Genomic DNA, 24,189 nt, shown 5'->3' on the forward strand with positions numbered 1-24,189 from the left:
TACGTTTTAGGGTTAGCTGCTGAGGAGATCGAATACTCCACCGAAGGATATATAGGCCAAGAACCATGCGATGATCAGGCCGATGACGCCAACTACAATGAGCCAAACAGGGTATTTGTAGCCTTTGAGCAGATCTTTTTGGCGGAAAACTGCCACGTAGATCATCAGCGTGAATCCGACTGGGAGAACAAGTCCATTGAATGCGCCTGCGAAGACCAACAGAATTGCTGGGGCAGTACCCAAGACGATGAATACTGAGCAGGAAATCAGGATGAAGATGATGGTGACCCAGTTTTGTAGACGACGCTTTTCTGGTTTGTTTTCTACCAGGAAGGTGGCCGAGGTGTAGCTGGCACCAATGACAGAAGAAATGGATGCTGCCCATAATACGGCTCCGAAGATGCGTAGTCCCACATCTCCTGCTGCATGCTGGAAGGCTTCAGCGGCGGGGTTGCCGTCTGTAGACAAGGTAACGCCTCCTGCGACAACACCTAAGACCGCGAGGAAGAGTACGACGCGCATCAATCCGGTGATAAGAATACCGGTGATGGAAGAGTTGGACACTGCCTTTACGTTTTCAGGTCCGGTTTGGCCAGAATCCAGCATGCGGTGTGCACCGGCGTAGGTGATGTAGCCGCCGACTGTGCCACCAACAAGGGTGGTGATGACAAGCCAGTTGATGGTGTCAGGCAGGACGGCGTTTTTCAATGCGGAGCCAACCGGAGGCTGGGAGACAAAAGCCACGTAGACAGTCAGGGCGATCATTACGACGCCTAGAACTACTAGGAATTTATCTAGGGCAGCGCCAAGGCGTTTGAACAAGAAGATCGCAATGGCGATTGCTGCGGTGATAACACCACCAACCTTCACGTCCCATCCCAGTAGTGCATTGAGACCAAGACCGCCACCGGCGATATTGCCGATGTTGAAGACTGCGCCACCGATGCAGACCAGTACTGCTAGAACCCATCCAAGTCCTGGAATGACGGTGTTGCCCAATTCCTGAGCACGCAAGCCAGAAATGCCGATGACGCGCCACACGTTGAGCTGGACGGCGATGTCAATGAGGATCGACACCAAAATTGCGAAGGCAAAAGCTGCACCTAGTTGGTTGGTAAAGACCGCGGTTTGGGTCAAAAAGCCAGGGCCGATGGCAGAGGTTGCCATGAGGAAGATGGCGCCCATGAGAGCGCTTCGACCAGAGGCGACGACGGCTGCTTGTTTGAGGGATGGTGCATTGGCTTTGGCAATGTCACGTGCATCAGGTGTTCTTGAGGTCAGCTGACCATCTTGTGTGCTGTTTTGTTCGGTCACTGTCGCACTCCTTTCATGAGGGTCTCGCAATGTGGGGCGTCTGATAGAAATCTCACAGAATGGGATTGTTGAACAATCTTGGTGAGCTGAGAGTGAGTTTAGACCTAATGTGTCGCGTAACACAATCCCTGGTGGAAAATTGCTCATCTGGCAGAAAATGAATTACCCCCGCCGATGTCACGTAGGAGTTGCGTTGCTTATAGGATCAACGGGTATGACGCAGGCAATAGCAGCATCCCTGGATTTAGCTGCCCGGATCACTGCAAAAATTGATCAGGGAGAGTTCACCCCAGGTACCCGACTTTCAGAAGTTGCGTTGGCGGAAGAACTCGGTGTTTCTAGAAACACCTTGCGAGAAGCCTTTCGGGTATTGATGCGTGATGGATTGGTAGATCACATCCCCAATCGTGGTGTTTTTGTACACACGTTCACCAGGGCAGATGTGGAAGATCTATATGCCTACCGCATGTTTGTTGAGCTGTCGGCAATCCGTGCAGCACGCACAAATCCTGACAATCTAAAGAAGTCTTTGGAAGCCATGCGCGCGGCCTATCAGCGTGGTGCTGCCGCTAATGAAGTTGGTGATTGGCAGGCGGTGGGATCGGCGAACAGTGCATTTCACCTGGCCATTGTGGATTTGGCGGGCGTGAAACGATTGACGGAAGACGCTCGTAAAGTGTTGGCTTTAGCTCGCATTGGCTTCATGGCTACCTATAATGTGGAAACCTTCCATAGTATCTATGTGGAAATGAACCATCAGATTTTGCAGTTTTTGGATGCTGGGGAATTCGAGGCGGCAGAAAAGTACCTTGAGCAGTACTTTGAGCATTCACGTGAGGATCTGTCAGCTCATCTACCTGAAAATTAAAAATGCGCTAGGATAGGTGCCTTGACAGTGTTGCAACCAGCGGTTATCACCTGGCCCTTTAGAATTTGGTCAAATGGTTGCAGCGACGCCAGGGAAGGAGGCGCACCCCATGGCATTTGGATTTTTTGGTCGAAGGAAAAAGAAGAACCAAGAAGAAAACCCTAACGGCAACTCAGCAGTGCCCGCACATCCTGAAAATTCCTCTGAAGAGGCATTTGAAGGAAATGGTCGTCAGACAGGCGATCCAATTGAACAGCGGGTGGAACGGGACGCCAAAGGGCGACTGACTGCTGCAGATTTTTTGCCGGATGCGGATCTGCCACAACTTAATCGTTCGCGTGCAAATATGCTGCGCCGTGAGCTGGAGTATCGTTTTTCGCTACAAAATGCCCATATCAATATCGACGGCACCACGGCTGTCATCCAACGCGCTGATGGCGGGGCAGCCCATGTGTCGTTGAGTACTTTGGCCATGAATGCAGCTGGTTTGGATGATTTTGATCAGCTTCCTGATCTGGTGGAAAGCTTCGTGCACGGAACTCTTGCTGATGCCACATTGAATGATTTTTCCACCGCAGATTTGTATAAGTCTCTGCGGCTTCGTCTGCTGCCCACTCCCAGTGAAGGCGACGATCTGGTTGAGCACGGATTGGGCAAGGAAAGCCAGATCCGCGATGAATCCGTGCTGCGAACCTTCACCTCAGATATGTCGATCGCGCTGGTGCTCGATACCGAGCATGCCATTCGCATCCAGCCACTCAAAGAGCTCGAGGAGTTCGATGAGCTCAGCGCCCTAGAGCGGGCTGCGGACCGCAATACTTGGCAAGAGCTTATCGACGCCACCGTCGACGCTTCCTTCGTTGACGCCGAATCAGACAATGAAGGGTCATCATTTTGGGCGTTTGAATCAAACTCCTACTATCTAGGCAGCGCACCACTTTTCTTAGGCGATCTGCTTGCTAAGTGGGCTCCAGAATTAGATCAAAGTGATGGTGTCATCTTCGCAGTTCCAGACCGTGACCTACTGATCGCTCGTCCTGTGACCACCGGTGAAGACTTGATGAACGGTATTACGGCGATGGTGAGGATCGCGATGCGCTTTGGCCTCGGGAACCCGACGTCGATAAGCCCGCGCCTGCACCTGTTACGCGAAAACCAGGTGACTACGTTTACCGACTACCGCGTTATCTCTCCTGAAATGGAAGCCGAGTGGGAGGAGAGTGCTTTTGAAGCGCCCCCTGCCGGTGCCATCGGGATTGAGGTCCGTCCCGATCCGTATTTGATGGAACGGCTGCAGCAAGGCGGCTTTGGAGATTTCGGAGATTTCGGCAAACCCCGCGATCTAGATATGTAGCACAACAAATAAGGACCTTCACGTGAACGTGAAGGTCCTTTTAGGTTCTAGAATTTAGAACTTGTTCTCGCGCTCGGTGTGAGCCATAGCAAGAACGTCGAGGCGCTTATCCAGCTCTTCCTCGGTGAGCTTCTCGCCATCAACAAAGCCCAAATCGATGACAGTCTGGCGGATGGTCTTGCCCTCAGCCAAAGCAGTCTTAGCCACCTTTGCCGCAGCCTCGTAGCCGATTGCGGAGTTCAGTGGGGTAACGATGGAAGGTGAAGACTCAGCAAGCTGCTTCATGTGCTCCTCGTTTGGCTCGATGCCATCAACAAGGCGGGTAGCAAACACGCGGGAGGTGTTAGCCAGCAGGCGAGCGGACTCAAGCACGTTACGAGCCATCACTGGGATGAACACGTTGAGCTCGAACTGACCCTGAGTGCCAGAGAACGCAACAGCAGCGTCATTGCCGATAACCTGAGCGGATACCTGGGTTGCGGTCTCACACAGAACTGGGTTGACCTTACCTGGCATGATAGAAGAACCTGGCTGCAGGTCAGGCAGGCGGATCTCGCCAAGACCGGTCAGTGGGCCGGAGCCCATCAGGCGGATATCGTTAGCGATCTTGTACAAGGAGACAGCGATAACGCGCATTGCGCCGGAGAACTCGACAAGAGCGTCACGCGCAGCCTGAGCCTCGAAGTGGTTCTCAGCTTCCTTGAGTTCCTTGACGTCGGTCAGGTTGATCAGCTCAGCGACAACCTTGCCGCCGAAATCAGCGGAGGTGTTGATGCCGGTACCAGCAGCGGTGCCACCAATAGCCAGCTCACCAAGGCGAGGAAGAGTTGCCTCAACGCGCTCGATACCCAGCTGGATCTGGCGAGCGTAGCCACCAAACTCCTGTCCCAGGGTTACTGGAACAGCATCCATCAGGTGGGTGCGGCCGGACTTAACAACCTCAGCCCACTCGTTAGCCTTCTTAGCCAAAGACTCGTGCAGAACCTTCAGGCCTGGGATGAGGTCATTGACAGCAGCTTCGGTTGCAGCAACGTGGGTTGCGGTAGGGAAGGTGTCATTGGAGGACTGACCCATGTTGACGTGGTCATTAGGGTGAACCTCAACGCCGTTAGCCTTCGCGATGGAAGCAATAACCTCATTGGTGTTCATGTTGGAGGAAGTACCGGAACCGGTCTGGAACACATCGATGGGGAACTCGGCGTCATGCTTACCAGACGCAATCTCCTTACCAGCTGCAATGATGGCATCTGCCTTCTCTGCATCCAGCGCACCGGAGTCCTTATTTACCTGCGCACAAGCTGCCTTCAGCAGACCCATTGCGCGGATCTGTGCGGATTCCAGACCACGACCTGAAATAGGGAAGTTCTCAACGGCGCGTTGGGTCTGTGCCTGCCACAGAGCCTTTGCTGGAACCTTCACTTCACCCATGGTGTCGTGCTCAATACGGAATTCCTGCTCGGTCATGAAATCACTCATTTCTTACTGAGAATTAAATACGGCTGTCACAAGCTTACTCATTGTGTTGTTGTGAAACACCGGTGTCCACCCCTAAGTGAGGTGGGTAATAGAAAGTGTGAGAAATCAGGCACAAACTACGCCTAAAGGTGGGGGGTGTAGGCTGCCTGAAACTAAATGTCTGGGTAGCAGTCGTACCTAAAAACAGGGGTAGGAAATACTTAGGAAAGTGAGGGAGTCGATTAGATATAGACCGAATTGTCTAGATAAATATCCAAAATGGAAGAAAAGGTAGACAGGTAAATAGACTAAATGGTCTACTAGGTGGCATGACTTCAGCAATCACGACCGCAACTGACCTTCGCTCCGTACTGCGAAACGTCCCGACCCCAATAAGCTTCATTGCAACCCACACTGATCAGCCTCTGGGCATGATCGTTGGTTCATTCGTCAGCATTAGCGCCGAACCGCCATTGGTGGGCATCTTTTTACAGAAGAGTTCTTCTTCATGGCCAGCTATTGAGCAGGCTTTAATTACTGGCCAAGAGCTAGGTATTTCCATCCTCGGCGGAGCACACGCCGACCACGTTCGTAAGTTATCTGGCCCATCCGACCAGCGCTTTGAAAACCTTGAGTGGGCATCCACTGAAAACGGTGCCATCCACCTTGAAGGTGCTGACGCACGGCTCACCACGAAGCTTTATGATCTCCAAGGAATTGGCGATCACTTCTTTGCCGTTCTAGAAGTTATTGATGCGTCTGCCGACCAGGACTTCAGTTCAGCACTGGTGTATCACCGCTCACAGGTGTCATCGCTGTAGGGCACTAAATTCCAAGAGGGTGCGTCGAATCTTCGACGTACCCTCTTTAGAATTCATGGAACGCTTTGTGGTGGGTGAGCAGGCTTTCTTCTTCCTTAGTGCCAAATGGTTCGCGTCCTTCTTTATCGCGCATGATTCTCACGTAATTGATAAAGGCATCTGAGTCAGGGTTTTCGATTGTGAGCTTTAAAGCCAATCCGTGTGGCTTCAGCTCTCCTTCTGTGGAGTTATCACCACTTCCTAGGCTGAAGCGCATTCCCATGAGTTCCAGTAGTGCATCGTCGGATAAGAAGCTATTAAAAGCCCAACTCATGGATTCATCTGTCCATGGTTTGTGAGGATCCAGGGTGCCCCACTGTTTCTTTCTTTCCTCTGAAACTTGCCAGATACCATTTTCAAACCAGGTCACGGACGATGGTGCGCCGCCTATGGAGGTGCTGCGGTATGTATAAAAATCATCAACGGAAGTGAGTTCAGTCCATTCTGGAGCAGATGGAGAGATGTGAAGATGCCCCTTTTCTTTGCTTTGGAATGGGCTGAAATCCTCCCAGTCGGAACCGATGATGAGCCAGCGTTCGCTAGTCATGGTGCTTGGAAATTTTCGGATAATAACGCCTGAAAATGCTTCATCGTGTAAGTGAATAAGCCCGGTGTTGAACGTCTCCACGGAATGTCTGGGGGAGAGTTATGGGCGTGTGCGGCGAAGAGCTGGATGCGCAACCGGGGTGAGGATTTGGTGGAATTCTTCCAAAGGGGTGTGTACAGAAAGCTCCAAGAGGTGGTAGTCAAGGTCTCCTGGGTGATCTTAGTGAGAATGTGAAAAGTGGCGAGTTCCCCCGTAGGAGCTCGCCACTTTAGGGGTTTTGAAGTTTTAGAGGTTTGCAGTCTCACGAATGGTGGCCATTGCCTTAGTCCAGACAACAAGCTGCTCAAACATAGCGTCAACGGAAGAAATGCCTTGCTCAGAAGGTTGGAAGTTAGGGTATTCAAAATCGGTGAAGATGCTCAGCAGACCGGTCTTTTGAACGTGTGCGATCTGAAGTTCGGAAAGGATGCCGCGGAGGTGCTCAGCTGCGCGAATGCCCATTGCGGAACCGTAGGACACGATGCCTGCAGCCTTGTTGTTCCACTCTGCAGAGAGGTAAGACAGTGCGTTGGTTAGAGCTGCTGGGACGGAGTGGTTGTATTCGCCGGTGATAAAAATGAAGCCATCAAATTCTGCGATCTTTGCTGCCCATGCCTTGGTGTGCTCGCCTGCATACTGGCCGTAGCCTGCTGGCATTGCTTCGTCAAGGAGCGGGAGGTTGAAATCAGCAATATCAACGAGCTCGTACTGTGCATCATTGCGCTCTTGTGCGCGCTCGAGAACCCAGTTGGCTACGTCGATGTTGACACGGCCTGGACGGGTGGAACCGGTGATGATGGCGATCTTATTCATGATGTTCTCCTCCAAAAGTTAATTAAGTTGATGTATCAACAACTTGACGTGTCTAGCCTAGGTTAACTTTCTGTGTCATGCAAGCGCTTTGGGTTTTTAATCCATTTCGCAAGGTCAACAGTGTAGGGAAGTCGACGAGGTTTTTATTCAAGGTGAATGCTCTCCTTGTCTCAGGTGTTCAATGCTCCATAAAGTAGACCGCAATCTAGACAAAGATGTCTATTTTGATAAAGGAGTAGATCATGGCCGCGGCCGAAAACACAACACAAGAGAGCAGAAAAATCCTGTTCAACGCATTTGATATGAACTGCGTTGTGCATCAGTCCCCAGGACTGTGGACACACCCGAAAGACAAGGCCCGGGATTACAACACCCTTGATTACTGGGTGCACCTTGCTAAGACATTAGAGAAGGGTCTTTTCGACGGCCTTTTCATCGCAGACGTTCTTGGAACTTACGATGTCTATGGTTCCAGTAATGAAGCAGCGTTGACCAGTGGTGCTCAGGTACCGGTCAATGATCCGATCCTTCTTGTTTCTGCGATGGCTTATGCCACCAAGAACCTTGGGTTTGGCATCACCGCAGGTACAGCCTATGAACACCCGTATCCTTTTGCTCGGCGTCTGGCCACACTCGATCATCTAACTAATGGGCGAGTGGGATGGAACGTAGTTACTGGCTATCTTCCCTCTGCTGCTCAAAACATGGGTGATACGGATCAGTTGCCACATGATGAGCGCTACGACAAAGCCGATGAATATCTAGAAGTCATCTACAAACTTCTCGAGGGATCCTGGGAAGACGACGCTGTCCAAAATAATGTGGAGACAAGTGTCTTTACGGATTCCTCCAAAGTGCACGCGATCAATCATCATGGGAAGTACTTTGATGTACCGGGTATCGCCATCACGGAACCTAGTGTGCAGCGCACGCCGGTGATCTACCAGGCGGGTGCATCGCCTCGCGGATTGAAATTCGCTGGTGAGAATGCAGAAGCGGTGTTTATCAATTCCAGCACCGTGGAGGCAATCACCAAGACTGTCGCAAAGATTCGCGCTGCTGCGGTCGCTGCGGGTCGTGATCCACATGCGGTGAAGATCTTTGCGATGCAAACAATCATCACGGGTGAAACAGAAGCAGATGCGCAGGCAAAGCTAGAGGAATACAGCCGTTATATCGATCCTGTCGGCGGCCTGACCTTGATGTCTGGATGGACTGGAGCGGATCTGTCGCAGTATGACCTGGATGAACCGATCACCAATATTGAGTCCAACGCTATTCAGTCCACCGCAGCTACCATTAGCAACGGCACTAGTGAAGGGGCATGGACGGTACGCAAACTGGGTGAGGCAACTGGCATCGGCGGTTTCGGGCCAGTGCTTGTGGGATCGGGCGCTAATGTTGCTGCGGAACTTGCACGCATCCAGGATCTCAGCGATGTTGATGGATTCAACCTCGCATATGCCATCACCCCAGGAACTTTTGAAGATGTTGTGGAGTATGTCGTTCCTGAGCTGCAAAAACTTGGGCGTTACAAAACGGAATACGCTCCGGGTTCCTTGCGCAATAAATTGTTCGGGAATGGTGATCGCCTCGACGACACCCACCGTGGCGCCAGCTACCGCCTGGGAGCTAAGAACTCCACCGCCACCACTGACCTTAGTTCCATCTCTGCTCAACTAGTTACTCAGGAAGCTTAATTATGACCTCACCTCAAACCATCATTGACAATCTCGCTCCAGTCCTTACGGAGATCGCAGCAACGGCATCGCAGCGTGAACAGGACCGAGAATTCAGCCGTGACTTGGCTAAGCAGCTCAGTGCCGGTGGGTTCACCAAACTCCGCATTCCTGTTGAATTCGGCGGGTTGGGTTTTAGCCTTCCCGAGGCCTTTGAAGTGCTGGTGGCTGTGGCTGCTGCAGATTCAAATATCGCGCAGGGATTGCGGCCTCACTTCTTGGCAGTAGAGAGCCTGTTGATCGCTCCCGATTCAGAGCACCGAGACAAGTGGCTGCGAAAAATCGCTGAAGAAGGCGTGGTGATTGGTAATGCGTTGACCGAAGTGGGAAATAAGCCGGGTGAGCTGAAAACTAAGATCCGAAAAGAAGACGAGGTCTTTGTTCTCACCGGAACCAAGTTCTATTCCACGGGCAGTCTTTACGCCGATTGGATTCAAGTACATGCGAAAGATGAGGCAGATCAAGATGTTTTCGCCTTTGTTGATCGCGACGCAGCAGGCGTTGCTTTGGTGGATGACTGGGACGGATTTGGGCAACAACTATCTGCCTCCGGAACCAGCTTCTTCGACAAAGTGGCGGTAGATCCATTAGATATTGCCACTCGTGATTACACCGCACCCAGCGCTTTCCAGGCGCTGGCGCAGTCCCATCACTTGTCTACCTTGACTGGTATTTCGCAGGCGATCACCCGTGACATCGTTACCTATGTACAAAACCGCACCCGAATTTTCAGTCACGGAAGTGGTGACCTTCCACGCTTTGATCCGCAGGTACAGCAGGTGGTGGGCGAGGTGAAAGCCAAGTCATATGCAGTCGAGAAAATCTTTCAGGGGTTCGCACAAGAACTGGATCTTGTCGTCAATAAGGCAAAAGCCGGCACTGCTACGGAGGCCGAGTTGGCTGCCGTTGACCTAAGCGCATACCAAGCCCAATTGGCGGTGGCACCTTTGGTGCTGAGCCAAGCCACCCAGGCCTTTGAAGTCGGAGGAGCGTCGGCCGTGTCGAAGAAGTTGTCGCTGGATCGGCATTGGCGCAACGCGCGTGTGTTGGCAAACCACAACCCCATTATTTATCGAGCGCGCCTACTTGGCGCAGATGCCCTAAACGGCGGCCATGTGGCTGCCCAATACACGATCGGATCCTTGTCATGAGCCAAGAAATTTTGAACCATTTTGCGCCCGCATTAAAACGCATTCGAAGCGGTGCAGTCGAGCGCGAACAGCAGCGAACCCTACCAGTAGAAGAGATTAAAGAGCTGGTAGAGCTAGGTTTCACTGGACTGCGGGTACCCGAAGAACTAGGCGGAGCGGGCGCTTCTTTGGAAAGCGTGGTTGAGTTACTCATCGAGATCGCGACCGCTGATTCCAATATCGCCCAAGCTTTGCGCGGGCACTTTGCCTTCGTGGAGCTACTCCTGGAAGCCCCAGACAGTGAATTCCGCACCCACTGGTTGCGCGAAGTCGCTACCGGAAAATTGGTGGGCAATGCTGAAAGTGAAAAACGTGGCGTCTACGGCGATCCGCAGACTTTCATCGATGAGGTGGATACTGAAAACGGTCCGATTTTCGTGCTCAACGGCACCAAGTTCTACACCACCGGCACCTATTTTGCGGACTACACCTGGACCACCGCGCTGCTGCGCAACCTCAATGGCCAAGAAACTTTGGTCAGTTTGCCGGTTAATCTGCGCGCGCCGGGTGTGGATGTTGTTGATGACTGGAATGGGTTTGGGCAAAAGCTCACCGCGTCTGGAACGACCACGTTTAAGGACGTGGAGGTGGATCCGCGATGGATCATTCCACGCACCGATACGCCCACGCTGGTGTGGACGTACCTGCAGCTCAACCTGCTCACCGTACTGGTCGGCAGCGCCGCAGCAGCTGTCGATGAAGTAGTAGTCCGCGCCCAATCCTCCACCAGAAATGCGTGGAATCCTGGCGTCGAACGCCGCAGCGATCCGGCCGCAACCTTAGCGATCGGCGACGCACGCAGCCGGGTCACCGTTATTCGCGGAGCGCTTCTCGACGCCACCCGCCACGTTTCCAACGCCGCCACGATCGCAACCCCCGACGCCTTCAACGAGGCGGATGCTATTGTTGCAGCACTCTGGCCCATCGTCTCCGAACAAGCTTTAGTGGTGACATCTAACGTATTCGATGCGGTGGGTGCATCTGCAGTGCTTGGTGAGCATTCCATTGATCGACACTGGCGCAATGTACGCACCGTGTCTTCAAACAACCCGGTGTTTCTAGCCAAGAATGCAGTGGGGGAGTATGCCCTTAACGGCACTCCTGTGGGCACCAACATCGGTAAAGCACTGAGCCGACCTGTCAGCCTAAGTAGTTAAAGGTGTGGTCTTGCTGGTTTTAGATGGTTTTCAAGCCAGCGGGACCACATTAGTTTCACGCTGGTTGAAACCTTTGAGATCAATATAGACCGTGTGGTCTACTCGAGGAATGAGCGAAAACAATCCCATTACCTTGCACTGGTTCCTTCCCACCTATGGCGACTCCCGCGGTATCACAGCCGGCGGGCATGGCTCAGGCTTCCACTCCGGAAGCCGACCAGCAGACCTTGATTACCTCTCCCAAATCGCATTGGCCGCCGAGCGAAACGGTTTTGAATCTGTTCTGACCCCCACCGGATTATGGTGTGAAGATGCGTGGATCACTACCGCAGCACTGCTTTCAAGGACATCTAAACTGAAATTCCTTGTAGCTATTCGACCAGGCCAAGTCAGCCCCACGATCATCGCGCAGCAGGGTGCTGCCTTCCAGAAATTCTCCAACAACCGCCTGCTCATCAACGTTGTGGTGGGTGGTGAAGACCATGAGCAGCGTGCCTTCGCTGACTACTCCTCCAAAGAGGAGCGCTATCACAAGGCTGACGAAACCTTGGAGATCATCGATCACCTGTGGAACAGCGCGGAACCTCTCAATTTCCAGGGCGAATTCCTCAGCGTAGAAAACGCGGTACTGAAGGAACAACCTGAGGTGTCTCCTCCGATTTACTTTGGTGGGTCTTCACAACTCGGCATCGAAATCGCAGCTCAACACTCTGATGTTTATCTCACCTGGGGTGAACCTGCAGAAAAAGTGGAGGAGAAGCTTAACCGCGTGCGAGTCGAAGCAAATAAGCGAAACCGCGAACTAGACTTTGGCATCCGCCTGCATGTCATTGCTCGACCAACTGAGGAAGAGGCCTGGTCAGTGGCTCAAAACCTTCTTGACCAACTTGATCAGGAAGAAGTTGCCCGCATTCAGGAAGGGCTTGCGCGTTCCCAATCTGAAGGGCAGCGCCGCATGACGGAACTTCATGGCCAGGGATCAGCATTCACAGCAGGAGCAGATGCACGCTCCCTTGAAATCGCTCCGAATCTTTGGGCTGGTGTCGGCCTAGTCCGCGGTGGCGCAGGCACAGCATTGGTGGGTTCCTACGAGCAAGTTGCGCAGGCAATTTTGCGATACCGCGATATTGGTCTGAACCACTTCATTTTCTCTGGCTATCCACATTTGGAGGAAACCTATCACGTGGGCGAAGGAGTGGTACCTGAGCTCCTCAAGCTAGGTGTTCCGGTGAACAACCATGAAGAACAACGCAACGACGTGATAGCGACTCCATTTATTTCCAGGTAGGTCACGATTGGCCCTTTTGGCTCTTCGGAAGTGACCAAAAGGGGCCAATTTGGGGATTTGGTTGGTACGACTTCCAGAAGTTGTCACAAACCGTCCCAAATGACCGACGGCAAGTAGATGTGAGGTTTGTCGGTCACCTGGTTTGGTTTTTAGGCTTTGCGACCGTCCTATATGACCGATGGGAACTTAGCCTAAGGCTTTTCGGTCATATGGTTTGGTCCGTGCTGGGATTCCAGAAAAACTGGCCCCGGCTCCACCAAAAGTGACCCCCCAAATTCGCCTCTAATCGCCCAAAAGCCCTGAGGCATAAAAATACTCAATCTCGATCTTCGATCCCTCAAATCGCATTTGGACTGGCATCCCTCTTAGAAATCCCCACACAAAAACCGCCGACCTTAAAAAGGCCGGCGGCAAAGCGTAAGTATCGCTTTTATGGGGTGGTGGTGTAGTCAACCACGGAGTATTCCTGCAGCTTGGCCAGCTGGTGGACAGACTCAATGTGGCGGATGGTGCCTGACTTGGAACGCATGACCAGAGAGCGAGTAGTAGCGCCATTTGCACGGTAGGAAACACCGCGGAGCATGTCACCGTTGGTCACACCGGTTGCCACGAAGTAGCAGTTATCGGAGCGAACGAGATCGTTGGTGTGGAGAACCTGATCCAAAACCAGACCGGCATCGCGAGCTTTTTGACGCTCGAAATCATTCATTGGAGCCAAAACGCCCTGGATTTCGCCGCCCATGCACTTCATAGCGCACGCGGTGATGATACCTTCAGGGGTTCCACCGGTGCCCATCATGATATCGACAGAATTGGAGTCCTGAGCTGCAGCAACGGCACCTGCAACGTCGCCGTCAGAAATCAGACGAACCTTTGCGCCGGCACGACGAATATCTGCGATCAGCTCGGTGTGGCGAGGGCGGTCAAGAACAACAACGGTGACATCGGAAGGGTTAATGCCCTTGGACTTAGCCACTGCGTTGATGTTGTGAGCAACTGGTGCTTCGATGTCGATCTTGCCGGCAGCCTCTGGTCCTACGGCGATCTTCTTCATGTAGAACACAGCGGATGGGTCATACATCGTGCCGCGTTCTGCAGCAGCAAGGATAGAAATAGCATTTGGGCGACCCTCAGCCATCAAAGTGGTGCCATCGACTGGGTCTACTGCGATATCAACTTCAGGTCCGAAGCCGGTTCCAACTTCTTCGCCGTTGTAGAGCATTGGTGCTTCGTCTTTTTCGCCTTCACCAATAACAACGACACCCTTCATAGTTACCGAGTTGATCAGCTGACGCATGGCATCAACAGCAGCCCCGTCGCCCTCGTTCTTCATGCCACGTCCAACCCATCGTCCAGAAGCCAATGCTGCAGCTTCTGTAACTCGCACCAGCTCCATAGCAAGGTTACGGTCTGGCGTCTCGGGGTGCTTAAGGTTCATATGAAGGGCCTCCTGGGGCACTTGATCCGACCAAGTCATATGGTTTACATCTGCCTTGGCGCATTGTGAAAGTATCGGTGCGTGGGCTGATTCAACCCGCACGTCATCCATTGTTGCACTTTTGTGTCCGTAATTTTGGATTCTTGCCACCCAAAAGGGGGTTTAACGGCAAAGTCATGCCATACTAAGCGGGTGGCTGAGAAACGACCGAAAATTTTTGATGGCAGTCGAGACATGATTATCTCGTTGGTAGTCTCCGCAATCATCATGTTGCTGGCGGTGGGATTCACAGGAATGTGCTCCTTCAACACAGGCACTCCAGAAAATGGGCAAGTACCTGAAGTTGATGCTTCCACCTTTATGTCAATGGAAGCTCGCGCAATGACAGATCACGCAACGAGGCTGCCTGAAACACCCGAAGGCTGGACCACAAATTCAGCTCGACGCACCATGATTGATGACACCCCTGCATCAGTCGTTGGGTACGTTACCGCAGATGAGGGCTATATTCAGCTCACTCAAACTGGTGAAACAGTAGAAGATGCTGTGGTCGGATACGACTCCCGTTGGCGTGATCTTGAGCAGTCTTATGACCTCGAAGGCCATGAGGTTGGAATCTATACTTCGCAGGAATCTGACGTGCGTGATCTACGCGTGATGGATCTAGGCGATGCCCGCGTATTGGTGTCCGGTGCCGCTACTGATGAAGAATTCAACGACTTGCTTCTAGCAGTTGCAGAAGCAGAGCCATTGCCAACCAACTAGCAATGGTGAAAAGTACATAGAAAAATTCCGGCGAAGAACAAACATTCGCCGGAATTTTTTTATGCCGTTAGTTTTTCTTTCTTAGTACAAAGGCAAGCCCGATGATTATTCCGAGCGCCACAACTCCAAGGGCAATCCACATGATTGATAAGCCATTGGATTCTTCCGAGGACGCGGTCGTTGTAGCGTCTTCGGAGTCGCTGGCAGAGGTCGGCGCTGAATCTTGCGCGCTGGAGTTTTTAAGTTCTGCAAAAACTGGCGGATCAATTGGTGTGCCATGGGCTTCTGCCACCAGTTCATAGTCAAGCGTGAGCAGTTGGTCTTGGGCAGAAATATCTTCGTCTTCTCCAAAAGGAAGGTAGGTTACCGCTAGATATTGGGTGCCACCTTGCCACGTGCCAGAATGGTTTTTGTTGCGTGCGCCATCGGCAAACATATTTGCGTAGCTCACCGGGGCGACATAGCCAAAGGTTTCTAAAGTTTCTAATTCTTTGGAAGTTGGTGAACTGTTAGTTAGGTCTACTTCTGCGCGGCTTGGGTTAAATGCTTGAAGGTATAGGCGATCGCCAAGTTGGGATCCTACAACTTGGCTGAATGTTGTTCGGATCCCTCCACGAAGTTGCTGCCCGTAGTCCACGGGGAGTGCATAAAAGTGGGTTTCTCCAGGAACAATGGTGGCGGTTACTTTTTCACCGGCAGCATCAAGTTCAGTTGGGGAGTCAAACCACTGGCCAGGAGTGGCCTCGGTTGCTTCGGATGTGGAAGCTGCAGGAAGCTCAACATCAGTGGTTTCAGTGACCTCTCCGATTGTTGTGTCGTCGACTTTGCCGAATCTTTCGATGGTGATTTCAGTAGGGATAGTTTCCCCATCGAAGTAGTCTCCAGACCGTGAAATTTCTAGATATATGGCATCGGTATCGCAATCATCGGAGCCGATTTCCTTAGATACCACGGTTGCGCTTTGGATGCCTCGCACAGCTAGGCCTGGAGTGAAATTATCGTCTGATACATGGGTGCATCGGCCTTGAAGGCCATGTCGTGGTGGCTCTGCAGTGTGCAGTTGGGCATCTAAGTAGATTTGCCCTTGATTCATGGTCAGCACCGTTGGGTCAGTAACCGTGTTGGCAGACACAGAAATCGTCTCACCAGCTTCTACTGGAATCTTCCAGAAGTAGGATTCCTGTCCCAGATCGGTGGCAAAAAGTGCAGTGTCGGTGTCTAATGCCACTGCGTCTTCTTGAGCTAGTGCACCATCTATTTTTTCTGCATTAGTTTCATATTTAGCGTATTGCCTGGTGGTCACACGGGTTAGCGCATCACTGAGAGTTTGTGCATCGGAGGCATCGGTGTAAATACCACCACCGGTTTTTGCGATGCATTCCAGTTCTTCACGTGCTGCTGGATCAACATTAAGACCAATGGTGTTGATAGTGAGGTTGATGCCCTTCGCGGTAAGTTCTTCGGCTACCTCGCAGACATCAGGTGGTGTGCAATTCGCGATTCCATCTGACACCAGCACGATATTGCCGCCCTCTGGCAGCTCAGCTGCACTGTCAGTGAGCGCTTTACCGATCGGTGTAAAACCTCGAGGGCTTAGTTGTGAAATGGTATCGATAAGGGTGTCGGCGTTGCCTTTAGCTGGCCCATCGATGATGGTGACGTCTTGGCAGCCTTGTTCCATATCAGCTGCTGTTTCACCGGTGTTGCCACCGTAGTAGGCAAAACCAATATCGGTGTGATCTGAAATATCTTCGATCAAGTCGGTAGCAGCTTGTTTTGCTGCATCGATGCGGGTTTGGTTTCCGGCATCTTGAGCGGTCATGGAACCGGAGTTATCCAACACGATCATTGTTGGAGTGGCTTGTGCATCCGGTGGTTCTTGAGCAAACGAGGTGGGGGAGAGCGTTGCTGCCAGGACACATGTGAAAATCCCGGCGAACAATTTCTTAGCACGAATATGTTGAGACACTGCGACTCCTTTTAAGGGGATCTTTAGGTGTTTCAAAATAAAGTACTAGATATATTGACGCTCGCAATCTGAAAGCACTATTTTCATCTCCGGCCCTAAAGGGAGACGCCGAAGGTGGGCGTCGAAAAGCTTTATTCTGCCTTGTTTAATGCTTGCTCAACCCGCGCTGAGGCGCCGGCTAAGTGCTCTTCGCAGCGCTTTGCTAGAGCTTCGCCACGTTCCCAGTATTTTAAGGATTCGTCGAGGCCCATTTGACCGAGCTCCAAAATTTTCACAATCTCCACGAGTTCATCGCGGGCGCGCTCGTAGGATAATTGGGCGACGGGTTCGAAGGAATCGTTGCCTTGGCCGGAACCGACGATATCTGGATTAGTCATTTCTTCATTCTCCTTTTAAGTATTAGTTTGCTTGCTGGGTGCCCATGGCAGCTGCGGTGATGGAGCCGTCGGCTACGCGAATGCGCAATTGACTGCCGGGAGGGGATTGTTCGATGGTGGTGACTACTTCAGGCTCGCTGCCATCGCGGGGGATGACCTGAACTACCGAATAGCCTCGCGCCAAGGTGGCTGAAGGGCCGAGTGCTGAAACCTGTGCCCGCAAGGATGCCACTAGAGCCTGCTCGGTGCGCACAAGATGGGTGACATCTCGCCTAATCAAGCCCACAGCCTGGGTGATCTCATCGCGTCGACGATTAATCGGGGTCATCGGATCTGCCAGCACAGGCCTGGAACGAATCGCGGCCAATGCCTGATGTTCGCGCTGCACCCAACCGCGCAACGCTGCGGCACTGCGCTCACGCAGCTGATTGATTAACAGGCGTTCTTCTGCCACATCGGGCACCACGCGTTTTGCTGCATCAGTAGGTGTTGCTGCGCGAAGGTCTGCAACATTGTCCAACACCGGGGTATCGGGCTCGTGGCCAATGGCAGAAACCACAGGTGTTTTAGCTGCTGCCACGGCGCGCTGCAAGGCTTCCTCAGAGAAGGGGAGAAGATCTTCCACGGAGCCGCCACCGCGGGCAATGATGATCACATCCACGCGAGGATCCTGATCCAAAACGCGCAACGCCTCGATGATCTCTGGAACCGCCGAGGCACCCTGAACCGCGGTATTGATCACTTCAAATTGCACTTCCGGCCACCGGTCTTTAGCCACGCTGAGCACATCGCGCTCAGCAGCTGATCCTCGTCCCGTGATCAAACCAACACGGTTGGGCAGGAATGGAAGACGCTTTTTCCGGGAAGGGTCAAAAAGCCCCTCCGCAGCAAGTCTTTTGCGCAGCTCCTCAATTCGCGCAAGCAACTCACCAATACCCACCGGGCGAATATCAGTGACCCACAGCGAGAATGTGCCACGGCCGGCATAAAACGCTGGCTTGCCGTAGACAATCACACGATCGCCATCTTTCAACGGCGTGGGACGGTTGCGGATGATATCCGTCGGGCACGTCAACTGCACCGAGACTTCTTGCTCCACATCACGCAGCGTTAAATAGGACAACTTCCAATTAGGTTTCACATTGATTTGTGCAAGTTGTCCCTCCACCCACAAATGGCCAAGCCGCTCGATCCACTGCTTAACTTGAGTGTTTACTTCCCGGACAGGCCACGGGGTTTCAGGGGTTGATTTTGACTTTGATTGCTCGGGCGACACAGGTGTGTGATTCTCCTTCTTCCATCAGCCAAAAGTGAATTACCCCGCCTTCGATGGGGTGGTTGCTGTTCCAGTCTAGGTGTTTGCCCTCAAGGTTGGATACGCTGGGAGGCATGAGCTCACCTGTTATCAGCCCCGAAACCAAAACCGGAAAGAAGATCCTGCTTGCAGCCCCTCGCGGATATTGCGCCGGCGTGGACCGCGCAGTGGAAACCGTCGAGCGCGCGCTTGAAGAATACGGTGCCCCAATTTATGTCCGTAAAGAGATCGTGCACAACCGTTATGTTGTAGACACCTTGGCGGAAAAGGGTGCGATTTTTGTTAATGAAGCATCCGAAGCACCAGAAGGTGCCAACATGGTGTTTTCTGCGCACGGCGTAAGCCCGATGGTTCATGAAGAGGCCGCAGCGAAAAACATCAAGACTATCGACGCCGCCTGCCCGCTGGTAACCAAGGTGCACAAGGAAGTCCAGCGCTTTGATAAGCAAGGTTTCCACATCCTTTTCATCGGCCACGAAGGCCACGAAGAGGTAGAAGGCACCATGGGGCACTCTGTGGAAAAGACCCATTTGGTTGATGGCATTGCAGGTATTGATACTCTGCCTGAATTCTTGGCTGATGAGCCAAATCTGATCTGGCTATCCCAGACCACCCTTTCCGTCGATGAGACCATGGAGATCGTCCGTGAACTCAAGGCGAAATACCCGCAGCTGCAGGATCCACCATCAGACGATATTTGCTACGCAACCCAAAACCGTCAGGTAGCAGTGAAAGCTATCGCTGAGCGTTGTGAACTGATGATCGTGGTTGGTTCCCGCAACTCCTCCAACTCGGTTCGTTTGGTGGAGGTAGCTAAGCAAAACGGCGCCGATAACGCCTACCTGGTGGATTACGCCCGTGAAATCGACCCAGCATGGCTAGAAGGCGTAGAAACCATCGGTATTTCTTCCGGTGCGTCCGTGCCTGAGATCCTCGTCCAGGGCGTCATTGAGCGCCTCTCGGAGTTCGGCTTCGACGACGTGGAAGAAGTCACCTCCGCAGCTGAGAAGATTGTGTTCGCACTACCTCGCGTGCTGCGCCACAAGAACTAAAAAAATCCCCGCTTGTCTAAGCGGGGATTTTTTAGCTATAAAGGTCATCGTCTAAGGATCCGCGGCGTCTTGGCGCTTGTCGACGCTCACCTGCATCCGTACGCGCCGGCGCCTCAGGGGCGCTCGGGCGAGGTGCTGGTTTTGGTGGTTCTACGACGGGGCCAGGAGTGGGAGTAAACGGAACACCTCGCTCTGATTGGCGCTTAGCGATCTGCTGACGACGCTCCTGACTACGACGAATCAACTCGTCCACAGTCACCTGCGAACCCGTATCACCTGTGCTTGGTTGTGCACGTCGGCTCCGCACCTTAGTAGTTTGTGCACGAGCACGGCGGGCTGCATTTTGATTAGCTTCTTCCGCCTCACGCTGAGCGCGCCGGGTTTTTTCACCAGAAACCTGTCGAGATTCTTGGTTTCTGCGCAACAATATAATCCTCACCACGGCAATCAGTGCCGCCACCAGCGTGACCATTAATAATGTTGGGAAGAGCTGCGCTAACGGATATACAGCAGTCAAGATTTCGGTTGCTGAAACGCCCGGAGAAGAACTAGAAGCAACACCTTGTTGGGAAACAAACCACGATGTCAGTGGCGTAAAAATACCAAACAAGATCGGGATTGAAGCAACAGTAAGAAATAAGCCTCGGGCCTCAACCAACAAAGTCACACCGAGAGTCGCGATGATGAAAATCAACTGGTAGGGCAGACCAACTACGCCCAGAAGTAAGCTAACAAGCAATCCTGTAATGAGGGATGCCAAAACTACTGAAGGGCCCGACCACGTTGGCAAACCTACAAAAGCAGTCTGCTGAGATGACCTGGAACTTCTCTTCGACGACGCTGATCCATGAGACACGAGTGATTACTTTACCGATCTGAATGCTATTTACTAATTACATGAACTGACTTTATCCGTTTAAAAACCTAGTTCTTTTTGCGCATCCTATCTATAGCTTGCGAGGTTACGGTCTTAGCGCTCGTAAATCTGCGCTTTAATTCTTTACGACGAATCTCATTAGGATCCACCGATTCCTGGTCCGCTTCCAAGAACTCTGGAATCTTTAAATCATTGGATTCTGGATCCCCACCAAGTAAGTTTTGGTAATAGCGCTTCCGGAAAATCTCTCCATCCGCTTCCATCGCGCGTCCCGCCAGCTCACCATAAGGACTGGAGAATTTCAGGTCAGCAGCAACACGTTCACCTGCACGTAAAGATGTCATGTCTTGGAAATAGCGGAAGAACACCGCGATCATCGCTGCAACCGGCACCGCCAAAAAAGCACCAATGATGCCAAAGAGCGTGCCACCAACCGTCACTGACAACAACACGATTACTGGGTGCAGATTCATAGCCCGTGATTGCAACAGCGGGGACAAAATATTGCCTTCAATCTGCTGGACTGCAACCACAATGATCAACACGATGACAGCCTCAGTAAAGCCCAAAGATACTAGGGCAACCAGCACGGCTAAAGCACCAGCTGTAAACGCACCAATGATCGGAATAAAACCCGCAACAAACGTGATAACAGACAGTGCCAACGCCATGGGCACTCCCACGATGACCAAACCAATGCCGATAAACACAGCATCAACAGCAGACACCAACGCTTGAGCCCGCACAAAACCAGCCAAGGTGGTCCACGCACGAGTTAAAAGCTCAGTGATATGCCACCCAGAGGTTTCTCCACCGATCTTTCTTGCCCATGGTAGAAAACGGTGACCATCTTTAAGGAAGAAAAACGTGAGCACCAAAACCACACCGAGGGTAACTATCACACTGGTAGCTGCACCAAGGCCTGAGAAAATTTCCCCAGCAATGGTGCCTGCTTGGTTCTGCAACCAGGTAGCTGCCTCATTGAAGTAACTACTGAGATCATCTGAATCCAGATTCAACGGTGGACCCTGCAACCACAGCTGAATACTCAAGATGCCTTCAAAAGCCTGGAAATATAGAACCTGTGATTGCTTTGCAATGCTTGGTGCAATGGCCCACAAAATGAATCCGACTATGGCAAAGAACGTGCCGATGGTGATAAAAGCCGATAACACACTGGGTACACCGTGCTTACGCAACCACGAGTTAGGTGATGAGAGCACCGTACAAATAATGATCGCCAACGTGACAGGCAAAACACCTTGCCAGAATCGGCTTGTTACCCACCACAGCACAAAAGCGGCAGCCGCGACGAACACCAAGCGCAAGCTCCACATGGAAACATTTTTGAAGTAGTCGGCTATGACCACAGAACGGTCCACTCGATCAGGTAATTCTCGATGCATAGTGGGAGCCGATTCCGACGCTGGCTCTGCTGTGGAGTCGGATGCTGAATGCGCAAAGTTATCGGCGTTGTCGCCGGGATCGCCATCAGGGTCCTTTGTAAAATCATCCATTGTTGCCACGATTATCTATTCTGCATGGTTATTGGTTTTAAAGCACGAAACACTCCCAGCAAAGTTTCTGGGAGTGTCTCAGTTCAAGTTTTAGGCCTTCGATGGCCTTTCATACTCTTGCTCGATGAGAACAGTGTCGGTGGCATAAGGAGATGTACCAAAGTCGCCGACCTTCTCATCTGGTTCACGTCGAAGCGCAATGGTGGCATATACAAGGCCACCCCAAATGATGAGCATGAACAACACCATCATGATGATTGCTGTAGTTCCCATGACTTAGGACTCCTTAGCTTCAGGGTTGGTCACTGCGACAGTAGGGTAGCGCGATGCATCCTCGCTGGCATCGAAAGGGATGAAGGGGTCATTAGAAGCCCACCGCCGTGGGCGGTGCAGTCGGCGCTTGAATTCCGGCAGGACGCCGAAGTCTGAACCGGGTGGGCCGTCGACAAGCGTGCCCTTTGGCCATGCAACCAGCGGCATTAGGAATGCGACCACCAAGATGACTGCCAAAACACCCCAGCCGAAGAGGCCGTTTTGTAGCAAGGTGTATCCGCCGTATGGCTCGTTGATCAGGGAGATGAGTTCCAAGACAAGGGTGGACCCTAGAACCAAAGTAGTGATGTTGACTACCGAAATGCGCCAAATGGTGTTGACTTTGAAAGCAGAGATTGCGTTGAGGTGGGTGGAGAATTCATCAATGCGGCGCAGCACCCAGTCGATTGTCACCACAGCAATCAACGCGATGGCGACGATACCGATGTTGTTGGTGAACTTGTCCATGATGTCCAGCGTTGCAAGGCCGGACGTGGTGGAGAACAAAACGAGAGAAATCAATGCCATGACAACACCCACGCCGATCGCGGTGGCTTTGCGCTGCAGGCCAAATTTATCTTTGACTGCCGATACGACCACTTCCAGTAGCGAGAACAGCGAGGTAAAACCAGCGATGGTCAAAGAGCTAAAGAAAAGGAAACCGAACAGCCCGCCAAGAGGCATTTCATTGATAATCGTTGGGAAAGCGACGAAGGCAAGGCCAATTCCTGAGGTTGCGACCTCATCAACACCAACTCCGGCATTAGCAGCCATGAAGCCGAGTGCTGCGAACACGCCGATACCTGCAAGAACCTCGAAAGAAGAGTTGGCAAAACCAGTGACCAAACCGGTGCTGGTCAAGTTGGTACGAGGCTTTAGGTAAGAGGAGTAGGTCAGCATGATGCCGAATCCCACCGACAGTGAGAAGAAGATCTGGCCATATGCAGCAATCCACACAGTTGGGTTCTTCAGAGCTTCCCAGTTCGGAGTAAACAGCGCATCCAAACCAACTTCAGCACCAGGCAACAAAATTGCCTGCACAACCACGATGATGAAGATAATCACCAACAGTGGCATAAACACCATGTTGACTCGCCCGATGCCTTTATCCACGCCAATAGCAAGGACAGCAACAGCTGCAACCCACACGATAAACAGTGCAATGGCGATCTGCGGAACAATGTCGAGGGAAACTACTGCTTCAGAATCGAAGTTCAAAAAGTCAGAGAAGAAATAAGTATCCGGATCAGATCCCCACGCCTTATTTAAAGACTTGAAGGCATAAAGACCAGCCCAACCAATGATGGCCGCGTAATAGATAGTGATGAAGAACGCGATACCAACCTGGATCCAACCAATGGATTCGGTTTGTTTCTTGAAGCGTCGAAAAGCTAGGGGAGCGGAACCCCTGTACCGGTGGCCAAGCGCGAAGTCGAGGAACAACAGCGGAATACCTGCAGTAAGCAAGGCAACAGCGTAAGGGATAAGGAATGCGCCGCCGCCGTTGTCGTATGCGACATAAGGAAAGCGCCAAATATTACCTAGGCCCACCGCAGAACCGATAGCAGCAAGAATAAATATAGAACGGGAAGAAAATACTTCGCGGCGTTCGCCTTTTTGAGGGGGCGTGGAAGCCGTGTCTTGTGGAGTTGACATCTTAGTGTCTCCAGTCATGCACAAAGGACCAATGAAAAATTCCCCGAGCATTGGAACAGTCCTGTGTGTGGTCCGTACCTATTGCTCTCCTCGTTCTGCACCTGGTGTGGCCGCTGTCTGGAAAATGGGGTGACTAATGGGGCGATTAAAAAATCAGCTGAAATGATCTTAACAGTGAAATAGGCAAAAATTGGCAATGAAAGGGATACAAGTTACATAGTTGTTAAATGAACGAGTCTTTCGAGTCATTTCACGCCTATTGATTAGGCACCGATTAGGTTATGGAA

The 24,189-nt window shown here is 52.1% G+C and carries 21 protein-coding genes; 9 read left to right on the top strand and 12 right to left on the bottom strand.

All coding sequences use genetic code 11. From position 1 onward, the window contains the following. Positions 1–12: 12 nt before the first annotated feature. Complete coding sequence (locus N24_RS05740; RefSeq protein WP_167382163.1) at positions 13–1,185, bottom strand: NRAMP family divalent metal transporter; 1,173 nt, start codon at positions 1,183–1,185, stop codon at positions 13–15. Between the two features lie 343 nt (positions 1,186–1,528). On the opposite strand from N24_RS05740, the gene N24_RS05745 reads away from it, so the two are divergent. Both N24_RS05745 and N24_RS05750 read left to right on the top strand, forming a co-directional pair. Then, entirely contained in the window at positions 1,529–2,182 is a 654-nt protein-coding gene (locus N24_RS05745; protein WP_096455127.1) for a GntR family transcriptional regulator, read from the top strand. A gap of 109 nt (positions 2,183–2,291) precedes the next feature. Beyond that, entirely contained in the window at positions 2,292–3,536 is a 1,245-nt protein-coding gene (locus tag N24_RS05750) for a hypothetical protein (protein WP_096455129.1), read from the top strand. A gap of 54 nt (positions 3,537–3,590) precedes the next feature. Here N24_RS05750 and N24_RS05755 read toward each other — a convergent pair whose 3' ends face one another. Then, positions 3,591–5,000, bottom strand: a complete 1,410-nt coding sequence (locus tag N24_RS05755) for a class II fumarate hydratase (RefSeq protein WP_096455131.1) — start codon at positions 4,998–5,000, stop codon at positions 3,591–3,593. Between the two features lie 320 nt (positions 5,001–5,320). Between N24_RS05755 and N24_RS05760 the strand changes: the two genes are divergently transcribed. Next, a complete protein-coding gene (locus N24_RS05760; protein WP_096455133.1) occupies positions 5,321–5,812 on the top strand; it encodes a flavin reductase family protein in 492 nt (163 codons plus the stop codon). Positions 5,813–5,858: 46 nt separating this feature from the next. Here the strand turns inward: N24_RS05760 and N24_RS16550 are convergent, their stop codons facing one another. Next, positions 5,859–6,479: a hypothetical protein gene (locus N24_RS16550; protein WP_231910898.1), complete on the bottom strand. Its 621-nt coding sequence runs from the start codon at positions 6,477–6,479 to the stop codon at positions 5,859–5,861. Between the two features lie 204 nt (positions 6,480–6,683). Further along, positions 6,684–7,250: an NADPH-dependent FMN reductase gene (locus N24_RS05775; RefSeq protein WP_096455135.1), complete on the bottom strand. Its 567-nt coding sequence runs from the start codon at positions 7,248–7,250 to the stop codon at positions 6,684–6,686. Between the two features lie 242 nt (positions 7,251–7,492). On the opposite strand from N24_RS05775, the gene N24_RS05780 reads away from it, so the two are divergent. The 4 genes from N24_RS05780 (at position 7,493) to N24_RS05795 (ending at position 12,624) form a co-directional block, all read left to right on the top strand. After that, complete coding sequence (locus tag N24_RS05780; protein WP_096455137.1) at positions 7,493–8,950, top strand: LLM class flavin-dependent oxidoreductase; 1,458 nt, start codon at positions 7,493–7,495, stop codon at positions 8,948–8,950. Positions 8,951–8,952: 2 nt separating this feature from the next. Continuing rightward, positions 8,953–10,140: an acyl-CoA dehydrogenase family protein gene (locus N24_RS05785; RefSeq protein ID WP_096455139.1), complete on the top strand. Its 1,188-nt coding sequence runs from the start codon at positions 8,953–8,955 to the stop codon at positions 10,138–10,140. Next, positions 10,137–11,336 carry an acyl-CoA dehydrogenase family protein gene (locus N24_RS05790; protein WP_096455141.1) on the top strand — a complete coding sequence of 400 codons (1,200 nt, stop codon included), beginning with the start codon at positions 10,137–10,139 and terminating at the stop codon, positions 11,334–11,336. Before N24_RS05785 ends, N24_RS05790 begins: the two co-directional genes overlap by 4 nt. Positions 11,337–11,445: 109 nt before the next feature. Then, positions 11,446–12,624 (top strand): LLM class flavin-dependent oxidoreductase, encoded by a 1,179-nt coding sequence (locus N24_RS05795; protein ID WP_096455143.1) that lies wholly within the window; start codon positions 11,446–11,448, stop codon positions 12,622–12,624. Positions 12,625–13,054: 430 nt separating this feature from the next. On the opposite strand, the gene glpX is transcribed toward N24_RS05795, so the two are convergent. Then, entirely contained in the window at positions 13,055–14,062 is a 1,008-nt protein-coding gene (gene glpX, locus N24_RS05800; RefSeq protein ID WP_096455145.1) for a class II fructose-bisphosphatase, read from the bottom strand. A gap of 192 nt (positions 14,063–14,254) precedes the next feature. On the opposite strand from glpX, the gene N24_RS05805 reads away from it, so the two are divergent. Further along, positions 14,255–14,827 carry a DUF4245 domain-containing protein gene (locus tag N24_RS05805; RefSeq protein ID WP_096455147.1) on the top strand — a complete coding sequence of 191 codons (573 nt, stop codon included), beginning with the start codon at positions 14,255–14,257 and terminating at the stop codon, positions 14,825–14,827. Between the two features lie 67 nt (positions 14,828–14,894). Here the strand turns inward: N24_RS05805 and N24_RS05810 are convergent, their stop codons facing one another. The 3 genes from N24_RS05810 to xseA all read right to left on the bottom strand — a co-directional run bounded on the left by N24_RS05810 (position 14,895) and on the right by xseA (position 18,449). After that, positions 14,895–16,796, bottom strand: coding sequence for a VWA domain-containing protein (locus tag N24_RS05810; RefSeq protein WP_231910900.1), 1,902 nt, complete (start codon positions 16,794–16,796; stop codon positions 14,895–14,897). A 131-nt stretch (positions 16,797–16,927) separates the two neighbouring features. Next, positions 16,928–17,173: an exodeoxyribonuclease VII small subunit gene (locus N24_RS05815; RefSeq protein WP_053544507.1), complete on the bottom strand. Its 246-nt coding sequence runs from the start codon at positions 17,171–17,173 to the stop codon at positions 16,928–16,930. A 22-nt stretch (positions 17,174–17,195) separates the two neighbouring features. Further along, complete coding sequence (gene xseA / locus N24_RS05820) at positions 17,196–18,449, bottom strand: exodeoxyribonuclease VII large subunit (protein ID WP_096455149.1); 1,254 nt, start codon at positions 18,447–18,449, stop codon at positions 17,196–17,198. Between the two features lie 113 nt (positions 18,450–18,562). Between xseA and N24_RS05825 the strand changes: the two genes are divergently transcribed. Then, positions 18,563–19,540, top strand: coding sequence for a 4-hydroxy-3-methylbut-2-enyl diphosphate reductase (locus tag N24_RS05825; RefSeq protein WP_096455151.1), 978 nt, complete (start codon positions 18,563–18,565; stop codon positions 19,538–19,540). Between the two features lie 31 nt (positions 19,541–19,571). Here the strand turns inward: N24_RS05825 and N24_RS05830 are convergent, their stop codons facing one another. The 4 genes from N24_RS05830 to N24_RS05845 all read right to left on the bottom strand — a co-directional run bounded on the left by N24_RS05830 (position 19,572) and on the right by N24_RS05845 (position 23,902). Next, the gene (locus N24_RS05830; RefSeq protein WP_231910901.1) at positions 19,572–20,396 is read right to left on the bottom strand and encodes a DUF6542 domain-containing protein; all 825 of its coding nucleotides are present in this window, start codon (positions 20,394–20,396) and stop codon (positions 19,572–19,574) included. 68 nt (positions 20,397–20,464) lie between these two features. Next, positions 20,465–21,934 carry an AI-2E family transporter gene (locus tag N24_RS05835; RefSeq protein WP_096455155.1) on the bottom strand — a complete coding sequence of 490 codons (1,470 nt, stop codon included), beginning with the start codon at positions 21,932–21,934 and terminating at the stop codon, positions 20,465–20,467. Between the two features lie 90 nt (positions 21,935–22,024). After that, positions 22,025–22,207 carry a methionine/alanine import NSS transporter subunit MetS gene (metS, locus tag N24_RS05840; protein WP_096455157.1) on the bottom strand — a complete coding sequence of 61 codons (183 nt, stop codon included), beginning with the start codon at positions 22,205–22,207 and terminating at the stop codon, positions 22,025–22,027. A gap of 3 nt (positions 22,208–22,210) precedes the next feature. Next, the gene (locus N24_RS05845; RefSeq protein WP_096459811.1) at positions 22,211–23,902 is read right to left on the bottom strand and encodes a sodium-dependent transporter; all 1,692 of its coding nucleotides are present in this window, start codon (positions 23,900–23,902) and stop codon (positions 22,211–22,213) included. Positions 23,903–24,189 lie beyond the last annotated feature (287 nt).

Source organism: Corynebacterium suranareeae (genome assembly GCF_002355155.1).
In the GTDB taxonomy this organism is placed as follows: domain Bacteria; phylum Actinomycetota; class Actinomycetes; order Mycobacteriales; family Mycobacteriaceae; genus Corynebacterium; species Corynebacterium suranareeae.